Genomic DNA, 17449 nt, shown 5'->3' with positions numbered 1-17449 from the left:
AGTCGATGCTGGCAAGCAGCCGCGGTGGCCGCTTGTTTACCCCCCAGAACACTTTCGCGGTCGACAACCTTGAAAGTCACTCCCGATGACCCGTGCGCCGGTGTACCGGCTCTCCCCTGTTTTGGATGGCCTGCGCTTAAGGATAGTTGGGAATTCGAGAGGTAAAGGCGAGATACGTAATTAGTTGTGGCAGACCGTTCGTCTGCCGCGCGCAGGCCCACGGCAGCCGGGGCCTGCACGTGACAAAAAAATTATTCGGCGGTGCCTTGCGCGGTTTCCGCAGGATAAGTCGCACGCCACAGCTCGAAGCCGCCGTCCATGCTGTAGACGTCGGAGAAGCCCTGGCTGATCAGGTACGCCGCTGCGTTCTGGCTGGAGTTGCCGTGGTAACAGACCACTACCAAGGGCGCGTCGAGATCGGCATTGCGGATGAAGTCGGCAATGGAGTGGTTATCCAGATGGGTCGATCCAGCGATGTGCAACGCGGCATAAGTTTGCGGGTCGCGGATATCGACCACCACGGCACCTTGCTCGCGCAGGGCCTGGGCCTGTTCCGGGGGGATTCGTTTGAATTCGCTCATGGCGGGTTCCTGTTGCTCGGCAGAATGCGCAGTCTAACGCGGCGCGCTGACTGGCGAAGTTTCGGGGATAAGTGGTGCGACTGATGGTGCAAGCCCGCCGTGTTCATCGCATTTGCATGACACGCGCTCGCCGCTGTCGACGTTCATCAGGGTCAGGCTGCCGCCCCAGACACAGCCAGTGTCCAGCGCCGAGATGCCCGGTTCGTGAACATCGCCTTCCAGCGCGGCCCAGTGGCCGAAGATGATCCGCAGGCCGCGGGTCTTGCGTTCTTTGTGCTGGAACCATGGCTTGTAGCCCGGCGGGGCAGTATCCAGGCCTTCCTTGCTTTTGAGATCGAGCTTGCCGTCGGCGGTGCAGAAGCGCATGCGGGTGAAATAGTTGGTGATGACGCGCAGGCGGGTCACGCCGGTGAGGTCGCTGTCCCATTTCGCCGGCTCATTGCCGTACATGCCATCGAGGTACAGCGGAAACAGGTTGTCGTCACGCAGCGCGGCTTCGGCCTCGGCGGCGTACTTCAAGGCCTTGCGCAAGGACCACTGCGGTGGGATGCCCGCGTGCACCATGGCCACTTCGCGTTGTTCGTCGTAATGCATGAGTTTCTGCTGGCGCAGCCACTCGAGCAGATCGGCTGCGTCGGGGGCTTCAATGATCTCGCGCAGGGTATCGGACTTCTTCAGGCGCTCAATGTTGTTGGCCGCAGCGAGCAGGTGCAGGTCATGGTTACCCAGTACGCAAACCAGCGAATCGCGCATGCTGTAGAGAAAACGCAGGGTCTCCAGCGATTGCGGGCCGCGGTTGACCAGGTCGCCGACCAGCCACAGCCGATCGAGCTTCGGGTCGAAAGCCACTTGCTTGAGCAGACATTTGAGTGGTTCGAGGCAGCCTTGCAGGTCGCCGACGGCGTACGTCGTCATCAGTGCAAGGCTCCGGGTACAGCGAGGCGGAAAGGCTTGATGATCGCGTCGAAATGCTTGCCGTCATCGGCGACCATTTCATAAGAGCCCTGCATGGTGCCGACCTTGGTGGTCATCACTGTGCCGCTGCTGTAAGTGTGGCTCTTGCCTGTGTCGATCAGCGGTTGCTGGCCGACGACACCGGCGCCGCGCACTTCTTCGACATGCCCGTCACCGTCGGTGATCACCCAATGCCGCGACAACAGCTTGGCCGGGAGCGCGCCATTGTTTTGCACGGTGATGGTGTAGGCGAAGGCGAAGCGGTTGTGCTCGGGTTGCGATTGGTCTGCCAGATAGCGGGTGACGACACTGACATCGACCTGATAGCGAGAATCGGACATGCAAAAGGGCCTTAAGCAAAGCGGAACGCGAGGCGTAGCTGATGGGGAATCAGTCTAGGCAAGTATCGGGCAGTAAACCAGAGTGGCGGCCTGCCCGATAGCGTTCATCGCCAGTCAGTCGGCGGCGGGGGCGGCAGGAACCTGCTCGGCGAGCTTGTCGGCCAGGCGCACGAATGCGGCCAGGTCCAGTTGCTCGGGGCGCAGGCTGCCATCGACACCGGCGGCTTCGATCTCGGCAGCGGTCATCAATTGCTTGAGGGTGTTGCGCAGGGTCTTGCGACGCTGGTTGAAGGCTTCGCGAACGACACGCTCGAGCAGGCGATGATCCTTGGCCGGGTGCGGCAGTAGCGCATGCGGCACCAGGCGGACGATGGCCGAGTCGACCTTTGGCGGCGGGTTGAAAGCGCCCGGGCCGACGTTGAACAGGTGTTCCACACGGCAGTGATACTGAACCATGATCGACAGACGACCCCAGTCCCCGCCACCCGGGCCTGCGGCCAGGCGCTCGACCACTTCCTTCTGCAGCATGAAGTGCATGTCGCGAATGATGCCGGCGTTGTTCAGCAGGTGGAAAATCAGCGGCGTTGAGATGTTGTACGGCAGGTTGCCGACCACGCGCAGGCTGTTCGGCGCGGCGTTGAGGGTGTTGAAGTCGAACTTCAGCGCATCGCCTTGATGCAGGTTGAAGTTGCTCTTGCCGGCGAACTGCTGGTTGAGGATCGGGATCAGGTCCTTGTCCAGTTCCACCACGTCGAGTTGCGCGCCGGAGTTGAGCAGGCCAGCCGTCAGTGCGCCTTGCCCCGGGCCGATTTCCAGCATGCGGTCGCCGGATTTGGCGCTGATGGAGCGCAGGATGCGGTCGATGACGCCGGCGTCGTGCAGGAAGTTCTGGCCAAAGCGTTTGCGCGCCTTGTGTTGGTATTGCTCGGTCATAAACGGGTCTCGGCCATCTGGTAGGCGGTTTCCAGGGCGACCTGCAGGCTGCCGGTGTCGATCTTGCCGCTGCCGGCCAGATCCAGGGCGGTGCCGTGATCGACCGAGGTGCGGATGATCGGCAGGCCAAGGGTAATGTTGACTGCGGCGCCGAAGCCTTTGTACTTCAGCACGGGCAGGCCCTGGTCGTGGTACATCGCCAGTACTGCGTCGCAGTGCTCCAGATATTTGGGGGTAAACAGAGTGTCGGCAGGCAGCGGGCCACGAAGGTCCATGCCCTCGCCGCGCAGGCGCTCTAATGTAGGTTCTATGATGTCGATTTCTTCATGGCCCAGGTGTCCGCCTTCGCCGGCGTGCGGGTTGAGTCCGCAGACCAGGATGCGTGGCTGGGTGATGCCGAATTTGTCTTGCAGGTCGGCGTGCAGAATCCGCGTGACCCGCTCCAGCCGTTCCGGGGTGATTGCATCGGCAATCTCGCGCAGGGGCAGGTGAGTGGTGACCAGGGCTACGCGCAAACCGCGAGTAGCGAGCATCATCACCACTTGGGCGGTGTGGGTCAGGTCGGCGAGAAATTCCGTGTGTCCGGAGAACGGGATGCCGGATTCGTTGATCACGCCCTTGTGTACCGGTGCGGTGATCATCCCGGCGAAGTCGCCGTTCAGGCAGCCGTTGCCGGCGCGGGTTAGGGTTTCCAGAACGAAGGCAGCGTTAGCCTTGTCCAGCTGCCCGGCAACCACGGGGGCGCTGAGCGGGGTGTCCCAGACGTACAGGCTGCCGGCCGCTGCCGGCGCGTCCGGCCATTGACCGGGCGCCACTTCCAGCAAAGTGACGGCCAACCCCAATTGCGCGGCCCGCTCGGTAAGCAGGTCGCGGCTGGTGATGGCAATCAAGGGGTGTGGCTGGGCTTGCGAGGCGAGCAGCAGGCACAGGTCGGGACCGATGCCGGCTGGTTCGCCGGGTGTCAGCGCGAAACGCTTGGGTTTCACTGCGCTGCCTGGTCTGCACCAGGGAGTTTGATTTCTACGTAGGCTTCTTCACGAATCTGACGCAGCCAGTTTTGCAGCTCTTCATCGTATTTTTTGTTACGCAGAACGGTCATCGCTTGTTGCTCGCGGGCCTGTGCGGTGCTGTCGGTGGCGCGGCGGCCAAGGACTTCCAGCACATGCCAGCCGTACTGGGTCTGGAACGGCTTGGACAGCTGACCTTGTGGGGTCTTGGCCATCACTTCGCGGAATTCCGGTACCAGTGCGTTCGGGTCGATCCAGTTCAGGTCGCCACCGTTGAGCGCCGAACCCGGGTCTTCGGAGTAGTTCTTCGCCAGTTCAGCGAAGTCTTCACCGGCCAGGATGCGCTCGTACAGCGACTGCACCAGGGCCTTGGTCTTGGCTTCGTCACGGATCGGGCTTGGCTTGACCAGGATGTGGCGCACATGCACCTCATCACGCATCTGGGCTTCGCCACCACGTTTTGCCAGCAACTTGAGGATGATGAAACCACCCGGAGTGCGTGCAGGCTGAGTGATGTCGCCAACGGCCATGCTGCTCAACTCGCGGTCGAACGGCGGTGGCAATTGCGCGGCTTTACGCCAGCCCATGTCGCCGCCTTCCAGCGCGTTGTCGCTGCCGGACTTGGCAACGGCGAGTTGACCGAAGTCAGCGCCTTTCTTGAGCTGCTGGTAAACGTCCATTGCCTGACGGTAAGCGCTCTGAATCGCTTCAGAATTGGCGCTTTCCGGCGTAGGAATCAGGATGTTGGCCAGGTGCAGCTCTTCGGACAGTTGCATCTTGCCCAAGTCGGAGGCGAGGAAGTTCTTCACTTCCTGCTCGGAGACCTGGATGCGCTCTGCCACACGACGCTGACGCACACGGCTGATGATCATCTCGCGCTTGATCTGGTCACGGGCGTCGTCATAGGACAAACCGTCGTGTGCCAGGGCGGCGCGGAATTGATCCACGGTCATGTTGTTGCGCTGGGCAATCGTACCGACCGCCTGGTTCAGCTCTTCATCGGTAATGCGGATGCCGGAACGCTCGCCGATCTGCAGTTGCAGGTTTTCGACGATCAGGCGCTCAAGCACCTGCTGATCCAGCACACCTGGAGGCGGCATGCCGCCGCCACGCTTGGCAATGGTCTGCTGAACTTCGTGGACGCGCTGGTCCAGTTGGCTCTGCATGACCACGTCGTTATCAACGATCGCGACCACTTTATCGATGGACTGTACTGCGGCGTTGGCCGCAGTACCCAGGAACAGCGCGCCCAGCAGCAGCGGGCGCAGAGAATCAGAAAGCTTGGTCTTCACGTTGACGATAACCTTGGATGCCTTTGTCGAGGAAGCTCTCTACCTTGGCGCCAGTCAGGCCGCCGAGTCCCTTCAGAACAATTTGGAGGAAGACGCCGTGGTCGCCTTTTTCGTTTTCCGGGGCGTTCTGACTGAATTCGTCATAGCTGACCCAGTAACGGTTGATCAGGCGCAGTTTCCAGCAGCAGTTGTCGTATTCGAAACCACCGAAGGCTTCCAGCGTACGGTTGCGGTTGTAGTCGTACTGCCAGCGGCTGATTGCGCTCCACTGCGGAACGATCGGCCAGATGACCGAGAAGTCATGCTGCTGGATCTTGTAGTAGTCCTTCACGTAGCCAGGTTGGCCCGGCGTGCCGTAGTCGCCGCCGCCCACAGCCCACTTGCCGGTGTTCTGGTCGTAACGGATCTGGTCGTTGCGATAGCGATAACCGACGTTGACCACCTTGTTCGGGTTGTCTTCAGGCTGGTAATGGAACATCGCGCTGCCGGAACGCGGGCTGCGGCTGTCCGGATCCCAGTTGTAGTCGGCCGTGGTACGCCAATCGCGGTTCCAGCGGTATTCGTATTCCAGCGCGTATGGCGATACGTCGGACTGGGCATCTTTACGATCGTTGAACGCGATGCCTGGCAGTTGAACTTCGCGATCCTTGAAGTAGTAAGCCTGGCCTACGCTGATGCGCTGACGCTCGAAACCGTTGTCTTCGATCCAGCGGCTGGTCACGCCCAGCGACAGCTTGTTCTCGTCGCCGACACGGTCGGAGCCAGAGAAGCGGTTGTCACGGAACAGTGACGCGTAGTTGAAGGTGTATTCACTGGTGTCGAATACCGGAATGTCTTCCTGATCAACCTTGGGTACATACAGGTAGAACAGACGCGGTTCCAGAGTCTGGCGATAGTTCTTGCCGAAGTACGACGTGTTGCGGTCGAAGTACAGGCCGCTGTCGACGCTGGCGATCGGTACGCCACGGTTCTGGTTGCTGTCAAACTTGCCATTGAGCTTCTGCTGCTCAGGAGTCATCGCATCGATCTGCGACTTGCCGGTGCCGTCCAGATCCAGCTGGTATTGGGTGTACTGGTACTTGAGCGATGGCTTCAGGAAGCCATAGGTCCAGTTCATCGGCAGGCTGACACCAGGCTTCAGGTTCAGACGGTCGCCGTTGGCGCGGGCCAGGCCAGTAACGTTATTGTCGAGGCGTGGTTCGACAGTAGTCCCGTCTTCGTTGGTGAACGTGCCATTTTTCAGATCACGATCAAACCGCACAATCTCGGTCTCGTAATCGAAATTCAACCCTTCCGGGTGATACGGAAGTTGACCATTGAAGGTGATCTGCGGCAGACGGTCATACGGAGTGATGTTCGATACGGTCGCCAGCTGGTAAGCCTGAGCGTTCAACCGCGCGGTATAGCTGTCACCACGATAGGTGACCGAACCCTGCTGGTTCACGAAGTCAGCGCTCTTCACGCCGATCTGATCGGTGGTCAGGTCCTGGAAGTAGTACGGGTCGCTGATCTTGGTGTAGTCAACCTGAGTCATCACACGGGAGTCGAGACCGCCCTTGTGCTGCCAGTTGTACATGTAGCGATTTTTTTCGTAATCGGTCTGCTTGCTGCGATCGGTATCTTCGTCGTTCAGATACGCCGCACCGAACTGGCCTTCGCTGGACTTGGTCAGGTAACGGAACTCGCCTTCGACCAGCATGCCGCGCTTGCTCATGTAGCGCGGGTACAACGTGGCATCGTAGTTCGGCGCCAGGTTGAAGTAGTACGGGGTGACCAGCATGAAGCCGGTGTCGCTGCCGGTGCCGATGGTCGGCGGCAGGAAACCCGATTGGCGACGGTCGTCGATCGGGAAGTAGATGTACGGCGTGTACAGGATCGGAATGTCCTTGACCCGCAGCGTCACGTTGGTCGCGGTACCGAAGCCGGTGGCAGGGTTCAGGGTGATGTTGTTGCCCTTGAGCTGCCAGGCGTTGCTGTTCGGTTCGCACGTGGTGTAGGTGCCGTCCTTCAAGCGGATGATCGCGTTCTCGGCACGCTTGGCGTACAGCGCGTTACCGCGGATGCGCGATTTGTGCATCACGTATTCGGCGTTGTCGACCTTGGCTTCACCGGTATCGAGCTGTACATCGGCGTGGTCGCCGACGATCAGTGCACCGTTGTCGCGAATGCGCACGTCGCCATTGAGTTCGGCGCGGCTCTCGGCCTGGTACAGGCTGGCCTCGTCGGACTCGACCTGCATGCTGCCCTGACGCAGGACCACGTCGCCGGCCAGCGTACCCACCTGATCTTCGGTGTTGTAGCGCGAGGCTTTGGCGCCGATAAAGGTCGGTGCGTCACTTTTATTCGTCTTGTCATTCATGCCAGGACGAATCGGTTCGATATAGGAACCAGAGCAGTAAGGACCGGTCTCGGCCAATTGGGCGGCGGTGAGCTTCTCGCGCGGAACCCAGTCGAGGTGACTGTAGTCTTCGCTACGGGATTTCAGACCGCGGCCCTTGGCTTCGGTGACCAGCACAGGCTTGGCGCCGGTGTCGGATGTGGAACCGTTCTGGGTCGGGGCTTCGCCGGCGGCGCTGACAGCGCTGCCGTCATGCACCGGACGCGGCGGCAATGCAGCTGCCGGCGTCTTGGGCGCACACGCCCAGCCACCCGTTGCCGAGACGGCGCAGTCATACTGCTCGGCGGCAACAACGAATTGACTGGCCAGAGGTTGCATAGCCAGCAGACTGCCGGTTACCAACAACGGAAATTTTTTACGAAACGCGGGGGATTTCAATGCCATCTTATTAGTCCGGGCTTCCTGCGTGCCATCTGCCCGCGGTGTGGGCCGCACGCCTCTCGATGGTCTGAAAAAGATGCTGGATAATAAAGCATGACCCGCTTGACGGCTAGCGCCGTCGGAGACCCTTGCAATGCCTGACCAAGATGTACGCTTGCAACACCTGAAAGTTTGGCTCGATGAGCAGTTGGCAATCCTGTTTGCAGATCAGGGCTGGGGCCCCGTGCCCCTGGCCACGTTGACCGCGGCCAGCAGCGACGCGAGTTTCCGCCGGTATTTCCGTTGGGAAGGCGCGGGTCGCAGTTTCGTCGTGATGGACGCGCCACCGCCCCAGGAAAACTGCAAACCGTTCGTGGATATCGCCTTTTTGCTGGCGAAATCCGGAATTAACGTGCCGAAAATTTATGCAGAAGACCTCGAACGCGGATTTCTTTTGCTCAATGACCTGGGCAACAAGACCTATCTCGACGTCATCGACAGCGAAAATGCCGACGCTTTGTTCAGCGATGCCTTGCAGGCGCTGTTGGCTTTTCAGCAATTGCCGATGGTCGCACCGCTGCCGAGTTACGACGTGGCGCTGCTGCGCCGCGAGCTGGAACTGTTCCCCGAGTGGTACGTGAAGCGCGAACTCGGTATCGAGTTCGACGCGGCACAGCAGCAACAATGGCAAGCCGTCAGCGAGTTATTGATCGACAGCGCCCTGGCCCAGCCGAAAGTGCTGGTGCACCGCGACTACATGCCGCGCAACCTGATGCTCAGCGAGCCGAATCCCGGCGTGCTCGACTTTCAGGATGCGGTCTATGGCCCGGTCACCTACGACGTAACCTGCCTGTTCAAGGACGCCTTCCTCAGTTGGCCTGAGGAGCGCGTGCGTGGCTGGCTGGAAAGCTACTGGCAGCAAGCCTCGGCGCTGGACATCCCGGTGCAGGCCGACTTCGAAGACTTCCTGCGCGCCAGCGACTTGATGGGCGTGCAACGCCACCTGAAAGTCATCGGCATTTTTGCGCGGATCTGCCATCGCGATGGCAAGCCGCGCTATCTGGCCGACGTGCCGCGTTTCTTCGCCTATATAGAAGCGGTGATCGCGCGCCGTCCTGAACTGGCTGACCTGCAGGCATTGCTCGCCAGTCTGCGTGGCGGAGTGAGCGCATGAAGGCGATGATTCTGGCGGCAGGCAAGGGCGAGCGTATGCGCCCGCTGACCCTGACCACCCCCAAACCGCTGGTGCGTGCCGGCGGCGTGCCGTTGATCGAATATCACCTGCGCGCGCTGGCGGCGGCTGGTTTCAGCGAGATCGTGATCAACCATGCCTGGCTCGGTCAGCAGATCGAGGATTACCTGGGCGACGGTTCGCAGTTCGGTTTGAGCATCCAGTACTCGCCGGAAGGTGAGCCGCTGGAAACCGGCGGCGGGATTTTCCGCGCCTTGCCGTTACTCGGTGACGATGCGTTCTTGGTGGTCAACGGCGATATCTGGACCGATTACGACTTCAGCGTGCTGCATCAACCGATCAACGGTCTGGCGCATCTCGTACTGGCGGACAACCCGGCTCATCATCCGACGGGCGATTTCACCCTGACTGACGGCCGGGTACAGGATGGCCAGCAAGGCGCGCAGACCCTGACCTACAGCGGCATCGCCGTCCTGCATCCGCAGTTGTTCGATGGCTGCGCGGACGGCGCATTCAAGCTCGCACCACTGCTGCGCAAAGCCATGGCTGACGGACAGGTCAGCGGTGAGCGTCTGAAAGGTCACTGGGTGGATGTCGGTACGCATGAGCGTCTGGCCGAAGCTGAAGCATTGATAGAAGCGAGTCGTTGATATGTTGTGGCCAGGGACTCTGATTGGAGCCGGAGCGGGTTTTGCGATTGCCAGCATTCCGGGGGCCATGCTTGGGGCATTGTTGGGGCAGGCGCTGGATCGGCGCCTGCACCTGCAAAGCTGGGGGCACTTGCGGGAAAAGCTCGGCGGGCGGCCGATGTTGCGCAACGACGAATTGCTGTTCGTGTTGCTCGGGCGTCTGGCCAAGAGTGACGGGCGGGTGACGGACGGCCACATCCAGCAGGCGCGCCATGAAATGAATGCCTTGGAAATGAGCGAGCCGGCGCGGCGGCGGGCGATTGCTGCGTTCAATCGCGGCAAGTCCGGCGGTGATCGCCTGCGCGGTTATCTGCGCCGCCTGAGTGCTCAGCCGCACGCCGCCGAAGGCGTGTTGCGCGCCTGCTGGCGGATGGTCTGGGCCGACGGTCGTGCGGGCGTCAGTGAGCGGGAATTATTGGCGCAGTGGGGCAAGTGGCTGGGTTGGACAACCCACCAGATTCAGGCGCTGGCCAATGATTACGAGCCCAATAAACGGCCGATTGTCAGTGCCGCGGTGAGTTATCAGGAAGCGATGCGCCTGCTCGGGGTGTCGGCGACCAGCGAGCCGGCGCAGATCAAGCGCGCCTATCGCCGGCTGCTCAGTCGTCATCACCCGGACAAGATCGCCGGCAGCGGCGCGACGCCGGAGCAGGTGCGTGACGCGACCGAGAAAACCCGCGAGCTGCACAACGCGTTTACGTTGATTCGGGCGCGACGGGATTTTCGCTAGCGATTAAAAGATCAAAAGATCGCAGCCTGCGGCAGCTCCTACAGGAAACGCATTCCAAGGTAGGAGCTGCCGCAGGCTGCGATCTTTTGCTTTTGTTTCTATCAGTCAGTCTTCTGCGGATTCAACCAGCCACGCACCCGCCGGAACAGCTGTTCCTGCTCAGCCTTTTTATCCGGTAACGCCTTGAGCGCCACCTGGCTGAAGGTCGAAGTCTTCAAGCGCTTGCTGGCCTGCATGCGTTCCAGCGCCGCGTTGCGATCCAGCGCCTTGTCCATGTAGAAAATATCGGCGGTCGGCAACTTCAAGGTCGGCGTCAGTTCTGCCAGTTGTGGCTTGGCCTTGCTCGGCGTTTGCGCATCGACCATCACCAGCTTCTCGACCTGCGAACTCTGCCGCTCGCTGAGAAAGCGCGCCGCCCAGTACGCGCCCGTACCGTGACCGAGGACCACGACCCGACGTGCGCTTTGCTGCTCGGCGTAGGCGATCGCCGCATCGATCCGCGCAAAGATCCGTTCGGCATCAGCCTTGGATTGTTCTTCAGTCGTTTCGGCGACCACCTGATCCGCCACTTCCGCTTCACCGCCCGCCGCCTGTTCGATCGGTTGCGCAGTGGTGGAATCCTTGCTGCCACTTTCCGGGGCTTTCGGCGCGGCGGCGGGCGCAATCACCCGCGGTGCGATGGCATCGCTTTGCAGATCCGGCAGGGTGATACTCAGGCTGCTCCACTCGACATCGGGCAATTTGCTGCGCAGTGGGCCGATCACTTGCGGCCAGTCAGCGGTTTCACCGGCGCCAGGGACGATAATCACCGCACCTTTGGGCTCGGCAGTGTTGGCCGGTTTCCACAGGGCGAGGAAAGTATCGGCGCCGGCCTGCAATTGCTGCTGTTCTTGTGCCGGGACTTTACGTTCGAGTGCTGCGGCTTCTTCCTGACTACGCTCAAGCAGTGGCTGGCGTTCGGCCGGTTTTTCGGCGGCCGGTTGCTCGGCGTTGGAGGCGGGTGCCGGATCGGCGGCTTCGACGGAAAACGCACAAGGCAGGATCAGCGACAGGCACAATGCTGGCATTGCCAGGCGGTAGACAGAGGGCATCGGTTATTCCAGGCCAGAAAAGTATCCCGGCAGCCTAATGGGTTGGTCAGAATTTGTCAGTGCAAGAGACTTCAATGATGCGTTTTTGCTGCCTGTGGGTTATCGGCTGGTTGTGTTTTCCCTTGATGGGTTGGGCTGCGTCTGCGCCGGCGGCACATGCAGCGCTGTTGACGCCCGGCGAGCAGCAATGGCTGGCGCAACACCGTGAGCTGCGCGTTGGCCTGGTATTACAGGCGCCGTACGCGCAATACGACCGGCGCTTGCAGCGACTGTCCGGGGCCAATGTCGAATTGATGAAGGCGCTGGCCAAGACGCTGAACGTCGAGCTGAGCTGGCGCAATTTTCAGGACCTGGCGCAACTGGAGGAGGCCGCCCGCGAAGGCGAAATCGACATCGCCCCGGGCCTGACCCAGACTCCGGGCGCGCTGCGCCTGTGGCTGTTTTCCGATCCCTACATGCGTGTGCCGCAACTGGTGGTCAGCGACCAGAAGAGCGGCGGCGTGGTCGAGCTGGAAAAACTCGACAGCCTGTCTCGCGTCGCCGTGCGCATGCCCAGCGTCACGGCGGATTATTTGCGCAGCACCTATCCCCATCTGAATCTGCAAGGCGTGCCGCTGGAGCGGCAGGCGCTGCAACTGTTGTTGACTCAACAAGCGTCCTACGCCGTGATAGATGAAGCGCAGCTCGGGCGCTTGTCCGCCGAACCTGAGTTCGCCGGGGTGGCGGTGGTCGGCGATATCGGCTTGCCGCAACTGTTGCGGGTTGCCACGCGGCGCGACTGGCCGCAATTGGCCGGGATCATCGAAAGCGCCTTGCGGGCAATCCCGGCCAAGGATCTGGAGCGCCTGCACAACCAATGGCTGCAACCCAAGTACCCACGGCTGACGGAATCGCCGGGGTTCTGGCAGAACCTCAGCCTGTTGTTTGCGGTGTTACTGCTCAGTTGTGCGGCCATCATCATCTGGCAACGACGCCAGCAACACAGCCTCGAACAGCGTCTGCTGGCCGCCCGGGAAGACATTGCCCTGCGCACGGCCAGCGAAGAAGCCTTGCGCCTGACCCAATTTTCCATCGACCAAAGTACCGTCGGCATTCTCTGGGTCAACTGGGACAGCCATGTGCGCTATGCCAACCGCGCGGCGGAACACATGCTCGGTTATCCACAGGGCGCGCTGATCGAGCGGCCGCTGATCGACTTCGAACCCGGTCTGCACATGGATCGCTGGCTCAACCTGTGGAAGCGCGCGCGGGCCAGTGAAGAGGGCCCGCTGAGCTTTGAAACCAGTTGCGTGCGCGCCGATGGCAGCGTCCTGCCGACGGACGTTTCGTTGAGCTTTCTGCGCTTTCGCGACAGCGAGTATCTGGTGGTTTATCTCACCGACGTCACCGAGCGTCGCCGCGCCCTGGCCGCGTTGCAGGAAAGTGAAGCGCGCCTGCAAGGTATCGCCGCCAACGTTCCGGGGCTGGTGTTCCGCCTGGAGCGGGCGCCGGTGACCGGTCAGATCGATTTCGCCTACATCAGCGAGGGCAGCGAGAGTCTGGTCGGCTATGCGCCGGCCGCCATCGCCCATCGCGACATGGGCTTGCGCAGTCTGGTGCACCCGGACGACAAGGCCAGTTATCACCAGACCCAGGATCAAGCGCTGGACACTGACAGTGACTGGTCGTGGCAGGGGCGCATCCTCACCCGTCAGGGCGAGCAGCGCTGGGCCGAGATCAAGGCAATCACCCGACAGCTGGAGGATGGCGCCTATGTCTGGGACGGCATCGTCTGGGACATCAGCGAAAGCAAGCGCATCGAGCTGGAGCTGGCCGCCTCCCGTGAGCAACTGCGTGAATTGTCGGCCCACCTGGAGAGCGTGCGTGAAGAAGAAAAGGCACGCATCGCCCGCGAAGTGCACGATGAGCTGGGGCAGATGCTCACGGTGCTGAAACTGGAAACCTCGATGTGCGAGCTGGCCTATGCGCAACTCGACCCGGGGCTGAACGAGCGCTTGAACAGCATGAAACGCCTGATCGCCCAGTTGTTCCAGCTGGTGCGCGATGTGGCGACGGCGCTGCGCCCGCCGATTCTCGATGCCGGGATTGCTTCCGCGATCGAGTGGCAGGCGCGGCGCTTCGAGGCGCGCACGCAAATTCCGTGTCTGGTGCAGGTGCCGGACAATCTGCCGGCGCTCAGCGATGCCAAGGCGATTGGCCTATTCCGCATCCTGCAGGAGGCGCTGACCAATGTGATGCGCCATGCTCAGGCGCATACTGTGGAGCTGACGCTGGCGCTGGAAGGCGACGAGTTGTGCCTGACGGTCAGCGATGATGGCGTAGGCTTTGTCGCTGCGGCGGATCGGCCGACGTCCTTTGGCTTGGTCGGTATGCGCGAGCGGGTGTTGATCATGGGCGGGCGGCTGGTACTGGAGAGTGAGCCGGGGGAGGGCACCAGTCTGCATGTGTGGGTGCCGGTGAATGAGGTCTGATGGTTATGTGGTGTTCGGGTCGACGCTTTCGCGAGCAGGCTCGCTCCCACATTGGAATGCACTTCCCTGTGGGAGCGAGCCTGCTCGCGAATGACCTTGGCGCTGAATAAGAATAATGGAGAAGAACGTGATCCGTGTACTGGTAGCCGAAGACCACACCATCGTCCGTGAAGGCATCAAGCAATTGATCGGCCTGGCCAAGGATCTGCAAGTGGTGGGGGAGGCGAGCAATGGCGAGCAGTTGCTCGAAACCTTGCGCAGCGTGCCGTGTGAAGTGGTGTTGCTGGACATCTCGATGCCTGGCGTCAATGGGCTGGAGGCGATCCCACGGATTCGCGCGCTGAACAATCCGCCGGCGATTCTGGTGCTGTCGATGCACGATGAGGCGCAAATGGCCGCCCGTGCGCTCAAGGTCGGCGCCGCGGGCTATGCGACCAAGGACAGCGATCCGGCATTGCTGTTGACGGCGATTCGCAAGGTGGCGGCCGGCGGGCGCTACATCGACCCGGAACTGGCCGACCGCATGGTCTTCGAGGTCGGCCTGACCGACACGCGTCCGTTGCATTCGCTGCTGTCCGAGCGTGAGTTCTCGGTGTTCGAACGCCTGGCCCAGGGCGCCAACGTCAACGACATCGCCCAGCAACTGGCGCTGAGCAGCAAGACCATCAGCACCCACAAGGCGCGACTGATGCAGAAGCTCAACATCACCTCGCTGGCCGAACTGGTCAAATACGCGATGGAACACAAACTCCTCTAAGCACATCCACCCCGTGTAGGAGCTGCCGAAGGCTGCGATCTTTTGATCTTATGAAAACAAGATCAAAAGATCGCAGCCTTCGGCAGCTCCTACAGTGGCATATCCATTAGCGACAACCGCTTTTGCTTGTTCTCGTGGCTTGTCGCTTGGTGCTCGTAGCTCGTTTGCCAAAACGCGCCATCCTTGTAGGGCAATCCCTACCCCCATCCTTCCATCCGGCTGAGGCGATTCTCTCCTGCGCCCCGATTTGCGTGGCTGGCGCCAGCCACTAGGCTTAATCCACAGCAGTTACCAATAACAAAGGTGTGGGTATGAGCCAGGTCGATTCAAACGCAGGGGCCAGTGACGTGCTGGTCAGCTTTCGTGGAGTGCAGAAGAGCTACGACGGCGAGAACCTGATCGTCAAAGACCTCAACCTGGACATTCGCAAAGGCGAGTTCTTGACCCTGCTCGGACCGTCCGGCTCGGGCAAGACCACCAGCCTGATGATGCTCGCCGGGTTCGAAACCCCGACCGCCGGCGAAATCCTCCTGGCCGGCCGCGCCATCAACAACGTGCCGCCGCACAAGCGCGACATCGGCATGGTGTTCCAGAACTACGCGCTGTTCCCGCACATGACCGTGGCCGAGAACCTGGCCTTCCCGTTGACCGTACGTGGCCTGAACAAGAGCGACGTCAGCGACAAGGTCAAGAAAGTCCTGAGCATGGTCCAGCTCGACGCCTTCGCTTCGCGCTATCCGGCACAACTCTCCGGCGGTCAGCAGCAGCGTGTGGCGCTGGCGCGGGCGCTGGTGTTCGAACCGCAACTGGTGCTGATGGACGAACCGCTGGGCGCCCTCGACAAGCAATTGCGCGAACACATGCAGATGGAGATCAAGCACCTGCACCAGCGCCTCGGCGTGACCGTGGTCTACGTGACCCACGACCAGGGTGAAGCCCTGACCATGTCCGACCGCGTCGCCGTGTTCCATCAGGGCGAGATCCAGCAGATCGCCCCTCCGCGTACCCTCTACGAAGAACCGAAAAACACTTTCGTCGCCAACTTCATCGGCGAGAACAACCGCCTCAACGGCCGACTGCTCAGCCAGAGCGGCGAGCGTTGCGTGGTCGAGCTGGGCCGGGGCGAGAAGGTCGAGGCGCTGGCGGTCAACGTCGGCCAGACCGGCGAACCGGTGACCCTGTCGATCCGCCCGGAGCGCGTCAGCCTCAACGGTTCGAGCGACCAATGCGTCAACCGCTTCTCAGGGAGGGTGGCGGAATTCATCTATCTGGGCGACCACGTCCGGGTTCGCCTGGAAGTCTGCGGCAAGACCGACTTCTTCGTGAAACAACCGATTGCCGAGCTCGATCCAGCGCTCGCGGTCGGCGACGTGGTTCCGCTTGGCTGGCAGGTCGAGCACGTTCGCGCACTCGATCCTCTTCTAGAGGCGCACTAAGCGCCCCGGCAATACCAACACCAACCCTGCACGTGGAGAGAACAATAAATGTTGAGATCCCTGAAGTTCACCGCCCTGACCCTGGGCCTGATGGGTGCGGCCAGCGCTATGGCCGCCGGTCCCGATCTGACTGTGGTGTCGTTTGGCGGGGCGAACAAGGCGGCGCAAGTCAAAGCCTTCTACGCACCGTGGGAAGCGGCGGGCAACGGCAAGATCGTTGCCGGCGAGTACAACGGCGAAATGGCCAAGGTCAAAGCCATGGTCGACACCAAGAGCGTGTCGTGGGATCTGGTGGAAGTTGAATCGCCAGAGCTGTCCCGTGGTTGCGATGAAGACATGTTCGAACAACTCGACCCGGCACTGTTCGGCAAGACCGAAGACTACGTCAAAGGTGCGATTCAGCCGTGCGGCGTGGGCTTCTTCGTCTGGTCGACCGTGCTCGCGTACAACGCCGACAAGCTGAAAACCGCGCCAACCAGTTGGGCCGATTTCTGGGACACCAAGAAATTCCCGGGCAAGCGTGGCCTGCGCAAAGGCGCCAAGTACACCCTGGAATTCGCGCTGATGGCCGACGGTGTTGCACCGAAAGACGTTTACAAAGAGCTGGCGAGCAAGGGTGGTCAGGATCGCGCGTTCAAGAAACTCGATGAACTCAAGCCAAGCATCCAGTGGTGGGAAGCCGGCGCCCAACCGCCGCAATATCTCGCCTCTGGTGACGTGGTCATGAGCTCGGCCTACAACGGTCGCATCGCCGCCGTGCAAAAAGAATCCAACCTGAAAGTGGTGTGGAACGGCGGCATCTACGACTTTGATGCGTGGGCCATCCCGAAAGGTCTGGACGCCAAGCGTGCCGAAGCGGCGAAGAAATTCATCGCCTACTCGGTTCAGCCGCAGCAACAGAAGACCTACTCGGAAAACATCGCCTACGGCCCAGCCAATACTCAAGCAGTACCGCTGCTGAGCAAGGACGTGCTGAAAGACATGCCGACCACCCCGGAAAACATCGCCAACCAGGTGCAGATCGACGTCAGCTTCTGGGCTGACAACGGCGAGCAACTGGAACAGCGCTTCAATTCCTGGGCTGCGAAGTAATCCTTCGCCCTGTAGGAGCTGCCGCAGGCTGCGATCTTTTGACTTTGCCTTTGAATATCAAGAGATCGCAGCCTCGTTGCACTCGACAGCTCCTACAGGAGTGAGGTGTTTCTTGTGTGTTGAGG

General features: G+C 61.1%; 15 protein-coding genes. 7 read left to right on the top strand and 8 right to left on the bottom strand.

Annotated features, from left to right (window positions below; all coding sequences use genetic code 11):
• Window positions 1-251 precede the first annotated feature (251 nt).
• The 7 genes from glpE to JN524_RS24005 all read right to left on the bottom strand — a co-directional run bounded on the left by glpE (window position 252) and on the right by JN524_RS24005 (window position 7890).
• Entirely contained in the window at window positions 252-581 is a 330-nt protein-coding gene (gene glpE / locus JN524_RS24035) for a thiosulfate sulfurtransferase GlpE (protein ID WP_202370951.1), read from the bottom strand.
• 33 nt (window positions 582-614) lie between these two features.
• Window positions 615-1496, bottom strand: a complete 882-nt coding sequence (locus tag JN524_RS24030; RefSeq protein WP_202370950.1) for a symmetrical bis(5'-nucleosyl)-tetraphosphatase — start codon at window positions 1494-1496, stop codon at window positions 615-617.
• Window positions 1496-1876, bottom strand: a complete 381-nt coding sequence (apaG, locus tag JN524_RS24025; RefSeq protein WP_134787470.1) for a Co2+/Mg2+ efflux protein ApaG — start codon at window positions 1874-1876, stop codon at window positions 1496-1498. The genes JN524_RS24030 and apaG overlap by 1 nt, the downstream gene beginning before the upstream one ends.
• Before the next feature lie 114 nt (window positions 1877-1990).
• Entirely contained in the window at window positions 1991-2809 is an 819-nt protein-coding gene (rsmA, locus tag JN524_RS24020) for a 16S rRNA (adenine(1518)-N(6)/adenine(1519)-N(6))-dimethyltransferase RsmA (RefSeq protein WP_202370949.1), read from the bottom strand.
• Window positions 2806-3795: a 4-hydroxythreonine-4-phosphate dehydrogenase PdxA gene (gene pdxA / locus JN524_RS24015; protein ID WP_202370948.1), complete on the bottom strand. Its 990-nt coding sequence runs from the start codon at window positions 3793-3795 to the stop codon at window positions 2806-2808. The genes rsmA and pdxA overlap by 4 nt, the downstream gene beginning before the upstream one ends.
• Entirely contained in the window at window positions 3792-5108 is a 1317-nt protein-coding gene (gene surA / locus JN524_RS24010) for a peptidylprolyl isomerase SurA (RefSeq protein ID WP_202370947.1), read from the bottom strand. The genes pdxA and surA overlap by 4 nt, the downstream gene beginning before the upstream one ends.
• Window positions 5089-7890, bottom strand: coding sequence for an LPS-assembly protein LptD (locus JN524_RS24005; RefSeq protein ID WP_202370946.1), 2802 nt, complete (start codon window positions 7888-7890; stop codon window positions 5089-5091). The genes surA and JN524_RS24005 overlap by 20 nt, the downstream gene beginning before the upstream one ends.
• A 130-nt stretch (window positions 7891-8020) precedes the next feature.
• Here JN524_RS24005 and JN524_RS24000 point away from each other — a divergent pair, with 130 nt between their 5' ends.
• The 3 genes from JN524_RS24000 to JN524_RS23990 are packed head-to-tail and all read left to right on the top strand — an operon-like array spanning window position 8021 to window position 10477.
• Window positions 8021-9040, top strand: a complete 1020-nt coding sequence (locus tag JN524_RS24000; RefSeq protein WP_202370945.1) for an aminoglycoside phosphotransferase family protein — start codon at window positions 8021-8023, stop codon at window positions 9038-9040.
• On the top strand, window positions 9037-9708 hold the full coding sequence (gene murU / locus JN524_RS23995) for an N-acetylmuramate alpha-1-phosphate uridylyltransferase MurU (protein ID WP_135296680.1): 672 nt from the start codon (window positions 9037-9039) through the stop codon (window positions 9706-9708). The genes JN524_RS24000 and murU overlap by 4 nt, the downstream gene beginning before the upstream one ends.
• Window position 9709: 1 nt before the next feature.
• On the top strand, window positions 9710-10477 hold the full coding sequence (locus JN524_RS23990) for a TerB family tellurite resistance protein (RefSeq protein WP_027610724.1): 768 nt from the start codon (window positions 9710-9712) through the stop codon (window positions 10475-10477).
• Window positions 10478-10578: 101 nt separating this feature from the next.
• Here the strand turns inward: JN524_RS23990 and JN524_RS23985 are convergent, their stop codons facing one another.
• Window positions 10579-11568, bottom strand: coding sequence for an alpha/beta hydrolase family protein (locus tag JN524_RS23985; protein ID WP_202370944.1), 990 nt, complete (start codon window positions 11566-11568; stop codon window positions 10579-10581).
• Window positions 11569-11642: 74 nt separating this feature from the next.
• Between JN524_RS23985 and JN524_RS23980 the strand changes: the two genes are divergently transcribed.
• From JN524_RS23980 to JN524_RS23965, 4 genes are all read left to right on the top strand, one after another.
• The gene (locus JN524_RS23980) at window positions 11643-14039 is read left to right on the top strand and encodes a PAS domain-containing sensor histidine kinase (RefSeq protein WP_202370943.1); all 2397 of its coding nucleotides are present in this window, start codon (window positions 11643-11645) and stop codon (window positions 14037-14039) included.
• Between the two features lie 127 nt (window positions 14040-14166).
• The gene (locus JN524_RS23975; RefSeq protein ID WP_003228820.1) at window positions 14167-14796 is read left to right on the top strand and encodes a response regulator; all 630 of its coding nucleotides are present in this window, start codon (window positions 14167-14169) and stop codon (window positions 14794-14796) included.
• A 311-nt stretch (window positions 14797-15107) separates the two neighbouring features.
• Window positions 15108-16232, top strand: a complete 1125-nt coding sequence (locus JN524_RS23970) for an ABC transporter ATP-binding protein (RefSeq protein WP_007966453.1) — start codon at window positions 15108-15110, stop codon at window positions 16230-16232.
• Window positions 16233-16280: 48 nt separating this feature from the next.
• Window positions 16281-17324: an ABC transporter substrate-binding protein gene (locus JN524_RS23965; RefSeq protein ID WP_027610727.1), complete on the top strand. Its 1044-nt coding sequence runs from the start codon at window positions 16281-16283 to the stop codon at window positions 17322-17324.
• Window positions 17325-17449: the final 125 nt, after the last annotated feature.

The sequence above is a fragment of the Pseudomonas sp. MWU318 genome (assembly GCF_016756945.1).
Classification (GTDB): domain Bacteria; phylum Pseudomonadota; class Gammaproteobacteria; order Pseudomonadales; family Pseudomonadaceae; genus Aquipseudomonas; species Aquipseudomonas putida_A.
Note: the sequence above shows the minus strand (reverse complement) of the source record. Positions and strands in the feature narration are given on the sequence as shown.